The following is a 15308-nucleotide window of genomic DNA, read 5'->3' as shown; positions in this document are numbered from 1 at the left end:
TTATTTTTTTACTGTTGCGATAAATTGCCCACTATAATTGGTTGTCTTAAAGCATCCATGCTTTAATAGCTCTTTTTCAACAAAACTCTTGAAATCATTATAGCGATCGTCAAGAATCTCTTGAATATTACCGATCCATCTTGTCGAATAAATATATTGGCTAAGCATTTCCGGATCATCAATCAGGTAGGGAATCTGACGTTTTGTTTGCCTTATATTTTTAAAGTAGTAAGATAGCTTTTCTTCACCGTTTTCCAATGAAAATTGATCGGTTAATTGTTTTTGTCCCATATTGGCGCGAGCATTAAACTGTTTTAATAAGCTCTCTAATTCTAAATTATGGTACTGTGAAATCGTAGATGCGTATAGACGACCGTTTGGTTTTAATACACGTGCTATTTCTTTTAAAACATGATCTAAATCATTAAAATACATGAATAAGTGATTGGCTATGACAATATTAAAAGTATTATCAGGAAAGGGTAAGTGATGGACGTCAGCGGTTTTTACTTCTTTGATTTGCGGGAAAGAAAGCAGATCCATGCAGCTGGCAATCATTTTGTCTGATAAGTCAGTAAGGGTAATGGAAATATCCGGAGGGATCATTTTTTGATTTTTTCTCCATAATGTGCCTTGACCGCAGGCTACCTCCAACACACAATCGTGTGCATTGAATTGATATTGTTCAAAAAGCCATAAAAACCATTCCGGTTTAATAGTATTATAACGTTCATGAAAACGAATCCGGATATCTAACGGTGAAGTATCTAAAAATTGTTGTTTATAATGATGATCTTTTAAGTGGTGATGATACAGCTTCAAATAGTCTTGAGGGGAATCTTCGCTGCTGTTTTCAATGTGTTCGATCATTTCCAACATTGCATGGTTTTGGGCAATTTGTTTAAGCAAAATATTTTTTTGTAATGTTAAACGTTCTTTGAAATTGTTATTTTCTAATATGAATTTAATCTCTTTTAATGTAAAGTGTGCGGATTTTAAAAGATCAATGATTTGCAATGTTATAAACTCTTTTTCCGATAAAACGGTAATATTACGTGTTTTGTCATATTCTGATTTTAATAATTCTTTTTTTATATAAAATCGAATAGTTCTTGGGGTAGTCTGCGCTGCTCTTGAAAATTCAAGTATTGTATAATATAACATATGTCATCCTCCTGTATTTAGTATAGCGATTGACCATGCGTCACTGTCAAGATAATGTTTTTTGAATTGTGAATTTTATGTGAACTTTTTTCGGAAATCGCTTCCAAAATGATTGACAAAAGCGCTTCCACAATATATACTACAATAGTGCACAGACACAGCAATCAGTTAGCGCTCTGAGCAGGCGTTAGCTGAACCTTACGGGAGGAAAAAAGACAATGAAATTTTTGGAAGAAAAATTTGTCCCTCTTGCAGCTAGAATCGGGTCTCAAAGACACTTAGTTGCAATCAGGGATGCCTTCGTTGTTATCATGCCAGTTACAATCGTTGGTGCGATTGCGGTATTGATCAACAACATCCAAGGTGTATTCGCAGAAAACGGGTTGAACGTTGTTTCAATTCAAGAAGGATACACAAACTTTATCAAAACAACAGGTATTCAAGATGTAATGAATGCAGTTAACAAAGGATCTATCAACATGATGGCGATCTTGTTAGTTGTGACATTAGGATACCAAATGGCAAAAGGATTAAACGGAGATGGGATTGCCACTTCAGTTGTAGCCTTAACTTGCTATTTAGGATTAGCGCCAGCAGTGCAAACATTAACGAACAGCTACAAATGGGCTGATAAAGCAACGAATGTAGATGTATTAACAGCAGATGTAGCCAGCGGCGGATTAGCAGCGAACAAACTGGATTCAAACGGGATGTTCGTAGGGATGATTTTAACGATTATCGTTGCAGAAATCTTCGTAAGATTATCAAGAAACGATAAATTAAAAATCACGTTGCCTGATGGAGTACCACCAGCAGTAGCCGGATCATTTACAGTATTGATCCCAGCTATCATTACAGTTATCTTAATTGTAGCAGCTGGAATCTATATTGACAAATTAGCAGGAATGAACTTATGGGTAATCGTACAGAAATTCGTGTCTGCACCATTAAACAGTGTAGCCGATACATTAGGTACAGTAATCTTAGTTTACTTCTTAATTAACTTCTTATGGGTATTCGGGTTACATGGGGCAAACATTGTTGGATCAGTAACAACACCAATCTTTACTCCAATGTTACTAGAAAACACAGCAGCTTATGAAGCAGGAAAAACAGGAGCAGATATTCCAAACATCGCTCATGGTATGTCACCATTTGCTGTTATCGGTGGATCAGGATCAACATTAGGATTAATCATTGCCGTATTGATCTTTGGTAAAGTACAAGCAGAACGTACAGTTATCGGAATCTCAATTGCACCAGGTTTATTCGAAATTAATGAACCTATCACATTTGGTGTACCTATCGTAATGAACCCTGTCTACATGTTACCGTTCATTGCAGGACCAGTTATTTTGGCAGCATTGACTTATATCTTAATGGATTTGAACATTATCGAGAGAGTTTCGTTAACAGCACCTTGGGTAACACCGCCAATCTTGTATGCATTCTTAGCAACAGGTGGAGGAATCAAGGCAGCGATTTACAACGCTATCGAAATTGTACTATTGACATTATTATGGATGCCATTCGTTATGGTATCAAACAAACAAAATGCCAATGCAGAATAAAAACTAGCTATTGCTCAACAAACCAGAGAGAAATCTCTGGTTTTTGTTTTCCATATTATTCAAAAAAATTCAAAAAATAATAAAAAAGACTTGTCAAGAGAGGAAGGACGTGGTAATATAAACAGGCAGTCCAATCAAGGGCCGCGGAGACCATTGAAAACTGAACAGAACACGTCAAACAATTTCGATCGAAAGAAAGAAAATTGAGAAGAAAAAAAGAAACAAAAGTCAGAAGACAAAAGAGTCAAAGAAAAACACTTTGATGATATAAAATATCATGGAGAGTTTGATCCTGGCTCAGGATGAACGCTGGCGGCGTGCCTAATACATGCAAGTCGAACGCATCACCTTGGTGATGAGTGGCGAACGGGTGAGTAAGACATAAGCAACCTGGCTGTACCAGGGGGATAACGCGTGGAAACATGCGCTAAGACCGCATAGGCTTTAACTAAGCATTTAGATAAAGTTAAATATCCTAAGGGATAGGGAACAGATGGGCTTATGGTGCATTAGCTAGTTGGTGGGGTAAAGGCCTACCAAGGCGACGATGCATAGCCGGCCTGAGAGGGTGAACGGCCACACTGGGACTGAGACACGGCCCAGACTCCTACGGGAGGCAGCAGTAGGGAATTTTCGGCAATGGGGGGAACCCTGACCGAGCAACGCCGCGTGAAGGAAGAAGGCCTTCGGGTTGTAAACTTCTGTTATAAAGGAAGAACGGCTAATACAGGGAATGGTATTAGAGTGACGGTACTTTGTGAGGAAGCCACGGCTAACTACGTGCCAGCAGCCGCGGTAATACGTAGGTGGCAAGCGTTATCCGGAATTATTGGGCGTAAAGAGGGAGCAGGCGGCAATGGAGGTCTGTGGTAAAAGGCTGAAGCTTAACTTCAGTAAGCCATGGAAACCAAATAGCTAGAGTGCAGAAGAGGATCGTGGAATTCCATGTGTAGCGGTGAAATGCGTAGATATATGGAGGAACACCAGTGGCGAAGGCGACGATCTGGTCTGTAACTGACGCTCAGTCCCGAAAGCGTGGGGAGCAAATAGGATTAGATACCCTAGTAGTCCACGCCGTAAACGATGAGTACTAAGTGTTGGGGGGACAAGCCTCAGTGCTGCAGTTAACGCAATAAGTACTCCGCCTGAGTAGTACGTTCGCAAGAATGAAACTCAAAGGAATTGACGGGGGCCCGCACAAGCGGTGGAGCATGTGGTTTAATTCGAAGCAACGCGAAGAACCTTACCAGGTCTTGACATCTGGATAAAGACTCTAGAGATAGAGGGATAGATATATCCAAGACAGGTGGTGCATGGTTGTCGTCAGCTCGTGTCGTGAGATGTTGGGTTAAGTCCCGCAACGAGCGCAACCCTTGTCGTTAGTTACCAGCAGTAAGATGGGGACTCTAACGAGACAGCCGGTGACAAGCCGGAGGAAGGCGGGGATGACGTCAAATCATCATGCCCCTTATGACCTGGGCTACACACGTGCTACAATGGACGGATCAAAGGGAAGCGAAGAGGCGACTTGGAGCGAAACTCAAAAACCCGTTCTCAGTTCGGATTGCAGGCTGCAACTCGCCTGCATGAAGATGGAATCGCTAGTAATCGCGGATCAGCATGCCGCGGTGAATACGTTCTCGGGCCTTGTACACACCGCCCGTCACACCATGAGAGTTGATAACACCCGAAGCCGGTGGCTTAACCGAAAGGAGAGAGCTGTCTAAGGTGGGATCGATGATTGGGGTGAAGTCGTAACAAGGTATCCCTACGGGAACGTGGGGATGGATCACCTCCTTTCTAAGGAGAAAAAGGTTCTGTTCAGTTTTGAGTGGAGACACTCAAGGAAAAGAGATCATTGAAAACTGGATAATAAGATGAAAAGAAATATTAGAAAGATCAGGAGAAATCAAGGATCTTTCCTAATAGTCGAAAAAACTAAGAAAAAGTAACAAAAGCAAATCTAGGATAAGAAAAGAAGAGCGTATGGAGGATGCCTAGGCACAATGAGGCGAAGAAGGACGCAGCAAACGGCGAAACGCAGCGGCGAGTGGTAAGCACACGCAAGAGCCGCTGATATCCGAATGGGGGAACCCACTATCTACGAGATAGTATCCATGCATGAATACATAATGCATAGGAAGCAAGACGCAGGGAACTGAAACATCTAAGTACCTGTAGGAGAAGAAAATAAAGAATGATTTCCTGAGTAGTGGCGAGCGAAAGGGAAGGAGCCCAAACCAAGAGTTATCTTGGGGTTATAGGACAGTCAAGAAAGGCAAGACACTTTACAGAAGAAATACATGGGAAGGTATGCGAGACAGGGTGAGAGCCCCGTATTCGAAGTAGAGCGAAGCCAAGACTGATCCTGAGTACGGCGGGACACGAGAAATCCTGTCGGAAGGATCGAGGACCATCTCGAAAGGCTAAATACTCCATTGTGACCGATAGTGAACCAGTACCGTGAGGGAAAGGTGAAAAGAACCCCGGGAGGGGAGTGAAAGAGAACCTGAAACCATATGCTTACAAGAAGTCAGAGCCCGTTAAGGGGTGATGGCGTGCCTTTTGTAGAATGAACCGGCGAGTTATGATAGTCAGCGAGGTTAAGCAGGAGATGCGGAGCCGAAGCGAAAGCGAGTCTGAAAAGGGCGAATAGTTGGATGTCATAGACCCGAAACCGAGTGATCTAGCCATGACCAGGTTGAAGTTGGGGTAAAACCCGATGGAGGACCGAACCGACCCCCGTTGAAACGTTGGCGGATGAGTTGTGGCTAGGGGTGAAATTCCAAACGAACTCGGAGATAGCTGGTTCTCCCCGAAATAGCTTTAGGGCTAGCGTCAGGGTAAAGTAGCGTGAAGGTAGAGCACTGAATATGTGATGGCCCCATCCCGGGGTACTGAACATAATCAAACTCCGAATGTCACGAAAACATACCTGGCAGTCAGACAGTGGGTGATAAGGTCCATTGTCAAAAGGGAAACAGCCCAGACCATCAGCTAAGGTCCCAAAATTATTGCTAAGTGGAAAAGGATGTGGAGATGTCCAGACAACTAGGAGGTTGGCTCAGAAGCAGCCACCCTTTAAAGAGTGCGTAACAGCTCACTAGTCGAATGACTCTGCGCCGAAAATTTACCGGGGCTAAGCAATATACCGAAGCTATGGATTGACATTGAAAAATGTGAGTGGTAGGGGAGCGTTCTATCATCGGAGAAGCATGATCGTAAGGACATGTGGAGAGGATAGAAGAGAGAATGCCGGTGTGAGTAGCGGAACGTGGGTGAGAATCCCACGCACCGAAAACCCAAGGTTTCCAGAGGAAGGTTCGTCCGCTCTGGGTAAGTCGGGACCTAAGGCGAGGCCGAAAGGCGTAGTCGATGGACAACAGGTGGAGATTCCTGTACCTAATAAAGAGTGATGGAGTGACGGAGAAGGCTAGACAGGTCCGGCGGATGGAAGAGCCGGAGCAAGCGGGATATCTGGTGTGTAGAAAAATGCGCATACCGCAAGGAGAAGACGTGAAGCGTATGGAAAGGGGCGACCCAAGTACAGAAGCTGTCGAAGCAAGCTTCCAAGAAAAGCTTCTAGCAAATTTTTATTAGCCCGTACCGATAATGGACACACATGGGTGAGGAGAGAATCCTAAGGTGAGCGAGAGAACTATGGCCAAGGAACTCTGCAAAATGACTCCGTAACTTCGGGAGAAGGAGTGCTTATGAAAATAAGCCGCAGTAAAACGGCCCAAGCGACTGTTTATCAAAAACACAGCTCTATGCGAAGCCGCAAGGCGAAGTATATGGGGTGACGCCTGCCCGGTGCTGGAAGGTTAAGAGGAGTTGTAAGATCGTAAGGTCGAAGCAATGAATTGAAGCCCCAGTAAACGGCGGCCGTAACTATAACGGTCCTAAGGTAGCGAAATTCCTTGTCAGGTAAGTTCTGACCCGCACGAAAGGCGTAACGATTTGGGCGCTGTCTCGGCTGTAGACTCGGTGAAATCTTAGTACCTGTGAAGATGCAGGTTACCCGCGACTAGACGGAAAGACCCCATGGAGCTTTACTGTAGCTTGATATTGGACTTTGATGAAGGATGTACAGAATAGGTAGGAGACAGGGATACATGCACGCCAGTGTGTGAGGAGTCGACGTTGGGATACTACCCTTCCTTGATTGGGGTTCTAACCGGATGCTTTGAAGCAAGCAACGGGACAGTGTCAGGTGGGCAGTTTGACTGGGGCGGTCGCCTCCCAAAGAGTAACGGAGGCGCCCAAAGATACCCTCAGCTTGGATGGAAATCAAGCGCAGAGTGCAAAGGCAAAAGGGTGTTTGACTGCGAGACAGACAAGTCGAGCAGGGACGAAAGTCGGGCTTAGTGATCCGGCGGTACCGAATGGAAGGGCCGTCGCTCAACGGATAAAAGCTACCCTGGGGATAACAGGCTGATCTCCCCCAAGAGTTCACATCGACGGGGAGGTTTGGCACCTCGATGTCGGCTCATCGCATCCTGGAGCTGAAGTCGGTTCCAAGGGTTGGGCTGTTCGCCCATTAAAGCGGTACGCGAGCTGGGTTCAGAACGTCGTGAGACAGTTCGGTCCCTATCTGTCGTGGGCGCAGGAAGTTTGAGAAGAGCTGTCCTTAGTACGAGAGGACCGGGATGGACACACCAATGGTGGACCAGTTGTCACGCCAGTGGCACAGCTGGGTAGCTAAGTGTGGCAGGAATAAACGCTGAAGGCATCTAAGCGTGAAATCCCCTTCAAGATGAGACTTCCGGACGCAAGTTGGAAGACCCCTTAAAGACGATAAGGTAGATAGGTCAGGAGTGGAAGTATAGTGATATATGGAGCGGACTGATACTAATAGGTCGAGAACTTAACCTAGAAGAAGAAAGAACTTATTATCCAGTTTTGAGTGAGAGCTCAGAGGAATCCGGTGATGATGGGGATATGGAGACACCTGTAACCATCTCGAACACAGAAGTTAAGCATATCAACGGCGAAGATAGTGAGCGATCGCGAAAATAGCAGATTGCCGGGTAAGAGAAGGAGGAGTTCCTCCTTTTTTTTATGTATTGGAAAGAGACTTGTCTATAGAGAGAGAAGAGAGATTTCTACTCTTTTTTGTGTACTATTTCTCTTTTCATCTTATTAGGATAAGCAGCAATCACGTTTTAAAAACAAAATGGCTTAATAAGAAAGAATTTGGAACATATATATTGAGCTTGGCAGAAAAAGAATGTATTTATATATAATAGAATAGGAAAAGATAGAATGAAAAAGCAGGGCTTTTAATCTATCTTTTCTTACTTTATAAGAGGAATGAAGAATATTGAAATTTTTTTAAAATAAATGAAAAAAAGGCTTGTAAATAGGGAATATTTAGTATATAATCTATCCGTTGGCGTGCGAAGAAGTGCGAGGTTGCTGAAACACCGATAAACGTTGTCATGGCAGTGTTTCAGGTAATTCGCATGGAGCAGTCTATTATTTAAATAGGCGAAAGGAGGAAGTAAACATGGCAAACAACAAAATTAGAATTAGATTAAAAGCTTTTGATCACAAGATCTTAGACGGGTCTTCTGAAAAAATCGTAGCAGCAGCTAAAAAGACTGGTGCACAGGTGGTAGGTCCAGTACCTTTACCAACTGAAAAAGAAATTTACACAGTATTGAGAGCGGTTCACAAGTACAAAGATTCACGTGAACAATTCGAAATCAGAACACATAAGCGTTTAATCGACATCGTTAATCCAACACCAGAAACAATTGATGTTTTAACTAGATTAGAATTACCTAGTGGTGTGGATATCGAAATCAAATTATAGAATGAAAGGTAAAAGGTGTAACTCATGAAAGGAATCTTAGGTCGTAAATTAGGAATGACTCAAGTATTTACAACTGATGGGTCTTTAATTCCTGTAACTGTAGTTGAAGCTACTGAAAACGTTGTATTACAAAAGAAAACAGTAGAAAACGACGGTTACGAAGCCATCCAAGTTGGTTTCGAAGACAAAAGAGAAAGTTTAGCAAACAAACCTGAAAAGGGAATTGCTAGCAAGGCAAATACTGCCCCTAAGCGCTTCGTTAGAGAGTTTCGTTATAGCGAAATGATGAGTTATGAAGTTGGAGACTCAATTAAAGTTGATAGCTTTGTAGCTGGCGAAGTAGTAGATGTACAAGGAACTTCAAAAGGTAAAGGTTATCAAGGTGTAATTAAGAGACATGGTCAAAAAATTGGTCCTAAAGGACATGGGTCAGGAGCTCATAGAATCGTTGGATCAATGGGGCCAATTGCTCCAAACCGTATTGCTCCAGGTAAAAAATTACCAGGACAAATGGGGAACGTAACGAGAACGATTCAGAACTTAGAAATCGTAGCAGTTGACGTTGAAAATAACTTATTATTAATCAAAGGTTCAATTCCAGGACCTAAAAAAGGTTTAGTAATTGTAAAATCTGCTGTTAAAGGAAACGGAAAAGTAAACCCTGCTGTTGAATTAGTAGTAAATCAACAACCAGTGGAAGAAATCGAAGAAGTAACAGCTGTAGAAGAAAATACAGAAGCGGCAGTTGAAGTGACAGCTGAAGCTGCTGAATAATTGTAGGGAAGGAGGATTTTACAAATGGCAAAAGTTGCAGTATACAACCAAGATGGTGCTAATGTAAAAGAAATCGAATTAAACGATATGGTATTCGGTATCGAACCAAATAAACAAGCGATGTTTGATATGGTGTTATTACAAAGAGCATCTATCAGACAAGGAACACATAAAGTTAAAAATCGTACAGAAGTTGCCGGTGGTGGTAAAAAACCATGGAGACAAAAAGGAACAGGTAGAGCAAGACAAGGTTCAACTCGTGCGCCTCAATGGCGTGGTGGGGGAGTTGTTTTCGGACCTACTCCAAGAAAATATGGCTTCAAACTTAATCGTAAAGTTGGTAGACTTGCATTAAGATCTGCATTATCAAGCAAAGTTGTGGATTCTGAATTGACTGTAGTAGATACAATCACTATGGAAGCTCCAAAAACTAAAGCGATGATAAAAGTATTAGAAAATCTTCAAGCTCCAGCAAAAACATTATTAGTTGTTGATGAAATCGATATGAATGTAGCGTTATCTGCTAGAAACATCCCAGGAGTGATGATTTTAGAAGCTAACAAAATCAACGTATATGATATCTTAAACAGTAATAAAATGATCATCACTGAAGCTGCTGTAAAAGCAATTGAGGAGGTGCTTGCATAATGGCACATATTACTGACGTATTAAAGAAACCTGTATTAACAGAGAAATCTTTAACATTACAAGCTGAAGAAAATAAATATACATTTGACGTTGAATTAACAGCAAACAAGAATGAAATCAAAACTGCTGTAGAAAAAATGTTCGACGTTAAAGTTGAGAGAGTAAACGTAATCAGAGTTAGAGCTAAAACTAAACGTGTTGGTAAATACACAGGTAAAACTAACAGAAGAAAAAAAGCTATTGTTACATTAGCTGAAGGAAGCTCAATCGATTTATTCGGTGAAGAATAGTCGATACATTATTGGGTAAGCTTACCCAGAAAATAGGAGGAAACTAGAGATGGCAATTAAGAAATATAAGCCAGTCACAAATGGTCGTCGTAATATGACATCATTAACTTATGATGAAATTACAACAAATAAACCACAAAAATCACTAGTTGTTCGTTTCGGTAAAAAAGGTGGACGTAATAACCAAGGTGTTATCACTACTCGTCATCATGGTGGTGGGCATAAACGTTTATACCGTATTATCGATTTCAAGCGTAATAAATTAGACGTTCCTGGAAAAGTAGCAACTATTGAATATGATCCAAACAGAACAGCAAACATTGCGTTGATCAATTATGCTGATGGTGAAAAAAGATATATCTTAGCTCCAAAAGGATTAGAAGTAGGAATGCAAATCATTGCTTCTGAAAATGCCGATATTAAAGTAGGAAACTCATTGCCAATGGGAAATATGCCTGAAGGTACTGTTATCCACAATATCGAAATGCACCCAGGTAAAGGTGGACAGTTAGCAAGAGCTGCTGGTGTGTCTGCTCAAATCTTAGGGAAAGAAGACAAATATGTTATTATCAGATTAGCTTCTGGTGAAGTTAGAAAATTCTTATCAGTATGTACAGCAACTGTTGGTGTAGTAGGAAATGAAGATCATGGACTAGTAAACTATGGTAAAGCCGGACGTATGAGATGGAAAGGTGTAAGACCAACTGTTCGTGGTTCTGTAATGAACCCTAATGATCACCCTCATGGTGGTGGTGAAGGTAAAACTTCAATCGGTCGTAAAGCACCAATGACACCTTGGGGTAAAAAAGCACTTGGTGTTAAAACTAGAAAATCTAAAAAGGCTTCAACTAAATTAATAGTTCGTCGTCGTAATGCTAAATAAAGGAGGATAAAATAATGTCACGTAGTCTTAAAAAAGGGCCTTTCGTAGATGGTCACTTAATGAAAAAAGTAGAAGCATTAAACGCTTCTGGTAAAAAAGAAGTTATTAAAACTTGGTCAAGACGTTCAACTATTTTCCCTCAATTTATTGAGCATACATTTGCAGTGTATAATGGAAAAGAACATATTCCAGTTTATGTAACTGAAGATATGGTAGGACACAAATTAGGAGAATTCGCTCCAACAAGAACTTACCATGGTCATGGTGCAGATGACAAAAAAGCAGGTAAGAAATAAGAGAGGAGGAAGATGTCATGGAAGCTAGAGCAACAGCTAAAATGATTCGTGTTGCCCCTCAGAAAACAAGATTAGTTGTAGACTTGGTTAGGGGTAAGGATGTAAAGGAAGCGTTAGGTATTTTAGAATATACTAACAAATCAGCTAGTCCGGCAGTTTATAAAGTAGTAAAATCAGCAGCTTCAAACGCTGTTAACAATCAAGGATTAGATGCAGATAAATTATTCATCAAGGAAATTTATGTTGATGAAGGTCCAACTTTAAAGAGATATACTACTAAAGCAAAAGGTAGTGGCGCTCAAATTTTAAAAAGAACTAGTCATATCACAGTTGTGGTAGATGAAAGATAGTAAGAAGGAGGTTACACAATGGGTCAAAAAGTTAGTCCAATAGGATTACGTGTAGGTATTAACCGTAATTGGGATTCAAGATGGTACGCTAATGATAAAGATTTCGCAGGATTATTACATGAAGATATCAAAATCCGTGAATTCTTAGGAAAAGAATTGAAATCTGCTTCTGTATCAAGAATTGAAATTGAAAGAACTAAAAATCGTGTAAACGTTTATGTTCATACTGCTAGACCAGGTATCGTTATCGGTAAAGATGGTGAATCAGTAGAAGCATTACGTAAAAAAGTAGCAAAAATTACTGGTGATAAACAAGTATTTATTAACATTGTTGAAATCAAAAATCCGGATGTAGTTGCTCAGTTAGTTGCTAGAAGCATCGCTGAACAATTAGAAAACCGTGCTTCATTCAGAACAGTACAAAAACGTGCTATTCAAAGAGCAATGAGAGCTGGAGCAAAAGGAATTAAAACTAGCGTTTCAGGACGTCTTGGCGGAGCTGATATGGCTCGTGCCGAAGGATATTCTGAAGGTAACGTACCTCTTCATACTTTAAGAGCTGACATTGATTATGCTACTGCTGAAGCGGATACTACTTATGGTAAATTAGGAGTTAAAGTTTGGATTTGCAAGGGAGAAATCTTACCAGAAAAGAAGAAAGGGGATAAATAACCATGTTGATGCCTAAAAGAACAAAATACAGAAGACCACACAGAGTTAGATACGAAGGTAAAACAAAAGGTGGAGCAGAAGTATCATTTGGAGAATATGGATTAAAAGCAGCTGAAGGTGCTTGGATTACAAGCCGTCAAATCGAAGCTGCACGTATCGCCATCAACCGTCACATGAAACGTGGTGGTCAAGTATGGATTAGAATCTTCCCTCATTTAGCAAAAACAAAAAAACCATTAGAAGTACGTATGGGTTCCGGAAAAGGTAATCCAGAAGAATGGGTAGCAGTAGTAAAACAAGGTAGAGTGATGTTTGAAGTAGCAGGTGTTGATGAAGATACAGCACGTGAAGCTTTAAGACTTGCATCTCATAAACTACCGATCAAATGTAAAATCATTAAGAAAGGTGAGTAATGATGAAAGTTCAAGAAATCAGAGAAATCGAAACTAAAGAGTTACTTAACAAAGTAGAAGAGTATAAAAGAGAATTATTCGAATTAAGATTCCAACAAGCAACTGGTCAATTAGAAAACACAGCTCGTGTTAGACAAGTGCGTAAATCAATTGCAAAGATCAAGACAGTAATTAGAGAAAGAGAATTAAACCAGTAAGGAGGATGAACAATGGAAAGAAATAGTCGTAAAGTATATACTGGAACTGTTATTTCTGACAAAATGGATAAGACAATTACAGTATTAGTCGAAACTCATGTTAAACATAAGTTGTACGGAAAACGTGTGAAATCTTCTAAAAAGTTTAAAGCTCATGATGAAGAAGGTATTGCAAAAATCGGTGATACAGTAACAGTTATGGAAACAAGACCGTTATCTGCTACAAAACGTTTCCGTTTAGTAGAGGTCGTTAAAAAAGCTGAAGTTATCTAAATACTTCGAAAGGAGGTCAAATAGAAATGGTCCAGAATGAATCTAGATTAAAAGTAGCCGACAATACTGGTGCTAAGGAAGTATTAGTTATCAGAAATCTTGGTGGTTCAAATAAAAAATCAAGCGGTATCGGTGATATCGTTGTATGTACAGTAAAGAGTGCCGCTCCAGGTGGTGCCGTTAAAAAAGGTGATGTTGTTAAAGCAGTTGTGGTAAGAACAAAATACGGTGTAGGTCGTACAAACGGATCTTACATTAAATTTGATGACAATGCAGTTGTTCTTATTAAAGATGATAAATCACCTAGAGGGACTCGTATTTTTGGTCCTGTTGCCAGAGAGTTAAGAGATGCAGATTTCATGAAAATCGTTTCACTTGCTCCTGAAGTATTATAATAGGAGGTATAAGTATGAAAATACGTGTAGGTGACAAAGTAGAAGTTATCGCAGGTAAAGATAAAGGTAAACAAGGTGAAGTACTACAAACTCTTCCTAAAGAAAACAGAGTCGTTGTTGAAGGCGTTAATATGGTAACAAAACATATCAAACCTTCTCAGCAAGATCCTGAAGGTGGTATTATCTCCAGAGAAGCCCCAATCCATGTATCTAACGTAGCTTATTATGATGAAAAAGCTAAATCAATTACAAAAATCGGTTTTGAAAGAGTTGACGGACGTAAAATTCGTATCGCTAAAAAATCTGGAAAACAAATTGATAAAAGTAAGAAAAAATAAGGAAGGAGGACATAACGAATGAACCGTTTACAAGAACGTTACAAACAAGAAGTAGTGAAATCGATGATGGAAAAATTTAATTACAAATCAGTAATGCAAGTTCCTGCTATCGAAAAAATTGTAATCAACATGGGAGTTGGTGATGCTGTATCTAATTCTAAAGTATTGGATGATGCTGTAAATGAATTAGCACAAATCACAGGACAAAAACCAGTTGTAACTAAAGCTAAAAAATCAATTGCGGGGTTCAAATTACGTGAAGGTATGCCAATTGGCTGCAAAGTAACTTTACGTGGAGAAAAAATGTTCGAATTCCTTGATAAATTAGTATCTATCAGCTTACCTCGTGTAAGAGACTTTAGAGGTGTATCTAAAGATGCTTTTGACGGTAGAGGTAACTATACATTAGGTATCAGAGAACAATTAATTTTCCCTGAAATCAATTTTGATAAAGTAAATAAAATCAGAGGAATGGACATCGTAATTGTAACAACAGCAAATACAGACCAAGAAGGTCGCGAATTGCTAGGACAATTAGGAATGCCTTTCCAAAAATAGTAAAGGAGGACTTAACGCATGGCTAAAACATCTATGAAAGTGAAACAACAACGTCCTCAGAAGTATAAAGTACGTGAATATACACGTTGCGAACGTTGTGGAAGACCACATTCAGTTATTCGTAAATTTAAGCTTTGCCGTATTTGCTTCCGTGAATTAGCTTATAAAGGTGAAATTCCGGGTGTAAAGAAAGCAAGCTGGTAATATAGACTTAGATATAATGATCCAAGTGGAAGGAGGACTTGCAGATGGTTATGACAGATCCAATTGCAGATATGTTAACAAGAATCCGTAATGCTAATCAACAACGTCATGAAACAGTTGTTGTGCCAGCTTCAAATATGAAAGTGGAAATCGCTGAAATTTTGAAAAATGAAGGATTTATCAAAGGGTATAAAGTCGAAGGTGAAAAAGCAGAGAGAAATATCACATTGACTTTAAAATACAAAGGTAATGACAGAGTAATTTCTGGGTTAAAAAGAATTTCTAAACCAGGGTTACGTGTTTATGCGAAAGTAAACGAAATTCCTAGAGTATTAAATGGTTTAGGTATCGTTGTCTTATCAACTTCTCAAGGTATTATGACTGATAAAGAAGCAAAAGCTAAACAAATCGGTGGAGAAGTATTAGCTTATATTTGGTAATAAAAAAATTAATCCAGGAGGTAC

Annotated in this window: 18 protein-coding genes and 3 rRNA genes; 20 read left to right on the top strand and 1 reads right to left on the bottom strand. The window is 40.1% G+C overall.

Translation table 11 applies throughout. The annotated features are described in order from the left end of the window. Positions 1-1164, bottom strand: coding sequence for a MerR family transcriptional regulator (locus tag BN1225_RS11045; RefSeq protein ID WP_041139881.1), 1164 nt, complete (start codon positions 1162-1164; stop codon positions 1-3). Between the two features lie 218 nt (positions 1165-1382). Between BN1225_RS11045 and BN1225_RS11040 the strand changes: the two genes are divergently transcribed. From BN1225_RS11040 to rpsH, 20 genes are all read left to right on the top strand, one after another. Then, on the top strand, positions 1383-2735 hold the full coding sequence (locus tag BN1225_RS11040; protein WP_041139880.1) for a PTS sugar transporter subunit IIC: 1353 nt from the start codon (positions 1383-1385) through the stop codon (positions 2733-2735). Positions 2736-3009: 274 nt separating this feature from the next. Next, positions 3010-4535: ribosomal RNA gene (locus BN1225_RS11035) — 16S ribosomal RNA — on the top strand. A 166-nt stretch (positions 4536-4701) separates the two neighbouring features. Next, a 23S ribosomal RNA gene (locus BN1225_RS11030) occupies positions 4702-7610 on the top strand. A 48-nt stretch (positions 7611-7658) separates the two neighbouring features. Next, positions 7659-7767 (top strand): 5S ribosomal RNA (gene rrf / locus BN1225_RS11025). Together the 16S, 23S and 5S rRNA genes form the textbook arrangement of a ribosomal RNA operon. Before the next feature lie 477 nt (positions 7768-8244). Continuing rightward, on the top strand, positions 8245-8553 hold the full coding sequence (gene rpsJ / locus BN1225_RS11015; RefSeq protein WP_041139878.1) for a 30S ribosomal protein S10: 309 nt from the start codon (positions 8245-8247) through the stop codon (positions 8551-8553). A 24-nt stretch (positions 8554-8577) separates the two neighbouring features. Continuing rightward, positions 8578-9327: a 50S ribosomal protein L3 gene (rplC, locus tag BN1225_RS11010; protein ID WP_041139877.1), complete on the top strand. Its 750-nt coding sequence runs from the start codon at positions 8578-8580 to the stop codon at positions 9325-9327. A 24-nt stretch (positions 9328-9351) separates the two neighbouring features. Beyond that, complete coding sequence (gene rplD, locus BN1225_RS11005) at positions 9352-9975, top strand: 50S ribosomal protein L4 (protein ID WP_041139876.1); 624 nt, start codon at positions 9352-9354, stop codon at positions 9973-9975. Then, a complete protein-coding gene (rplW, locus tag BN1225_RS11000; protein WP_041139875.1) occupies positions 9975-10265 on the top strand; it encodes a 50S ribosomal protein L23 in 291 nt (96 codons plus the stop codon). The genes rplD and rplW overlap by 1 nt, the downstream gene beginning before the upstream one ends. Before the next feature lie 49 nt (positions 10266-10314). Continuing rightward, positions 10315-11148: a 50S ribosomal protein L2 gene (gene rplB / locus BN1225_RS10995; RefSeq protein ID WP_041139874.1), complete on the top strand. Its 834-nt coding sequence runs from the start codon at positions 10315-10317 to the stop codon at positions 11146-11148. Between the two features lie 14 nt (positions 11149-11162). Continuing rightward, positions 11163-11444, top strand: a complete 282-nt coding sequence (rpsS, locus tag BN1225_RS10990) for a 30S ribosomal protein S19 (protein ID WP_041139873.1) — start codon at positions 11163-11165, stop codon at positions 11442-11444. Between the two features lie 17 nt (positions 11445-11461). Next, positions 11462-11794 carry a 50S ribosomal protein L22 gene (rplV, locus tag BN1225_RS10985; protein ID WP_041139872.1) on the top strand — a complete coding sequence of 111 codons (333 nt, stop codon included), beginning with the start codon at positions 11462-11464 and terminating at the stop codon, positions 11792-11794. A gap of 18 nt (positions 11795-11812) precedes the next feature. Then, a complete protein-coding gene (rpsC, locus tag BN1225_RS10980; protein ID WP_041139871.1) occupies positions 11813-12466 on the top strand; it encodes a 30S ribosomal protein S3 in 654 nt (217 codons plus the stop codon). A gap of 2 nt (positions 12467-12468) precedes the next feature. Then, complete coding sequence (gene rplP / locus BN1225_RS10975) at positions 12469-12879, top strand: 50S ribosomal protein L16 (protein ID WP_041139870.1); 411 nt, start codon at positions 12469-12471, stop codon at positions 12877-12879. Between the two features lie 2 nt (positions 12880-12881). After that, complete coding sequence (gene rpmC / locus BN1225_RS10970) at positions 12882-13076, top strand: 50S ribosomal protein L29 (protein WP_041139869.1); 195 nt, start codon at positions 12882-12884, stop codon at positions 13074-13076. Between the two features lie 12 nt (positions 13077-13088). Further along, positions 13089-13349 (top strand): 30S ribosomal protein S17, encoded by a 261-nt coding sequence (rpsQ, locus tag BN1225_RS10965; protein ID WP_041139868.1) that lies wholly within the window; start codon positions 13089-13091, stop codon positions 13347-13349. Between the two features lie 26 nt (positions 13350-13375). Beyond that, positions 13376-13744 carry a 50S ribosomal protein L14 gene (rplN, locus tag BN1225_RS10960; protein ID WP_041139867.1) on the top strand — a complete coding sequence of 123 codons (369 nt, stop codon included), beginning with the start codon at positions 13376-13378 and terminating at the stop codon, positions 13742-13744. A 14-nt stretch (positions 13745-13758) separates the two neighbouring features. Then, positions 13759-14082, top strand: a complete 324-nt coding sequence (gene rplX, locus BN1225_RS10955; protein ID WP_041139866.1) for a 50S ribosomal protein L24 — start codon at positions 13759-13761, stop codon at positions 14080-14082. A gap of 18 nt (positions 14083-14100) precedes the next feature. After that, a complete protein-coding gene (rplE, locus tag BN1225_RS10950; protein WP_041139865.1) occupies positions 14101-14640 on the top strand; it encodes a 50S ribosomal protein L5 in 540 nt (179 codons plus the stop codon). A gap of 18 nt (positions 14641-14658) precedes the next feature. Further along, positions 14659-14844, top strand: a complete 186-nt coding sequence (locus tag BN1225_RS10945; RefSeq protein WP_003536834.1) for a type Z 30S ribosomal protein S14 — start codon at positions 14659-14661, stop codon at positions 14842-14844. A gap of 44 nt (positions 14845-14888) precedes the next feature. Then, positions 14889-15284, top strand: a complete 396-nt coding sequence (gene rpsH, locus BN1225_RS10940; protein WP_041139864.1) for a 30S ribosomal protein S8 — start codon at positions 14889-14891, stop codon at positions 15282-15284. Positions 15285-15308 lie beyond the last annotated feature (24 nt).

Source organism: Beduini massiliensis (assembly GCF_000829905.1).
Classification (GTDB): domain Bacteria; phylum Bacillota_I; class Bacilli_A; order Erysipelotrichales; family Coprobacillaceae; genus Beduini; species Beduini massiliensis.
The sequence above is the reverse complement of the archived record's forward strand: the minus strand, read 5'-3'. Positions and strand labels throughout refer to the sequence as shown.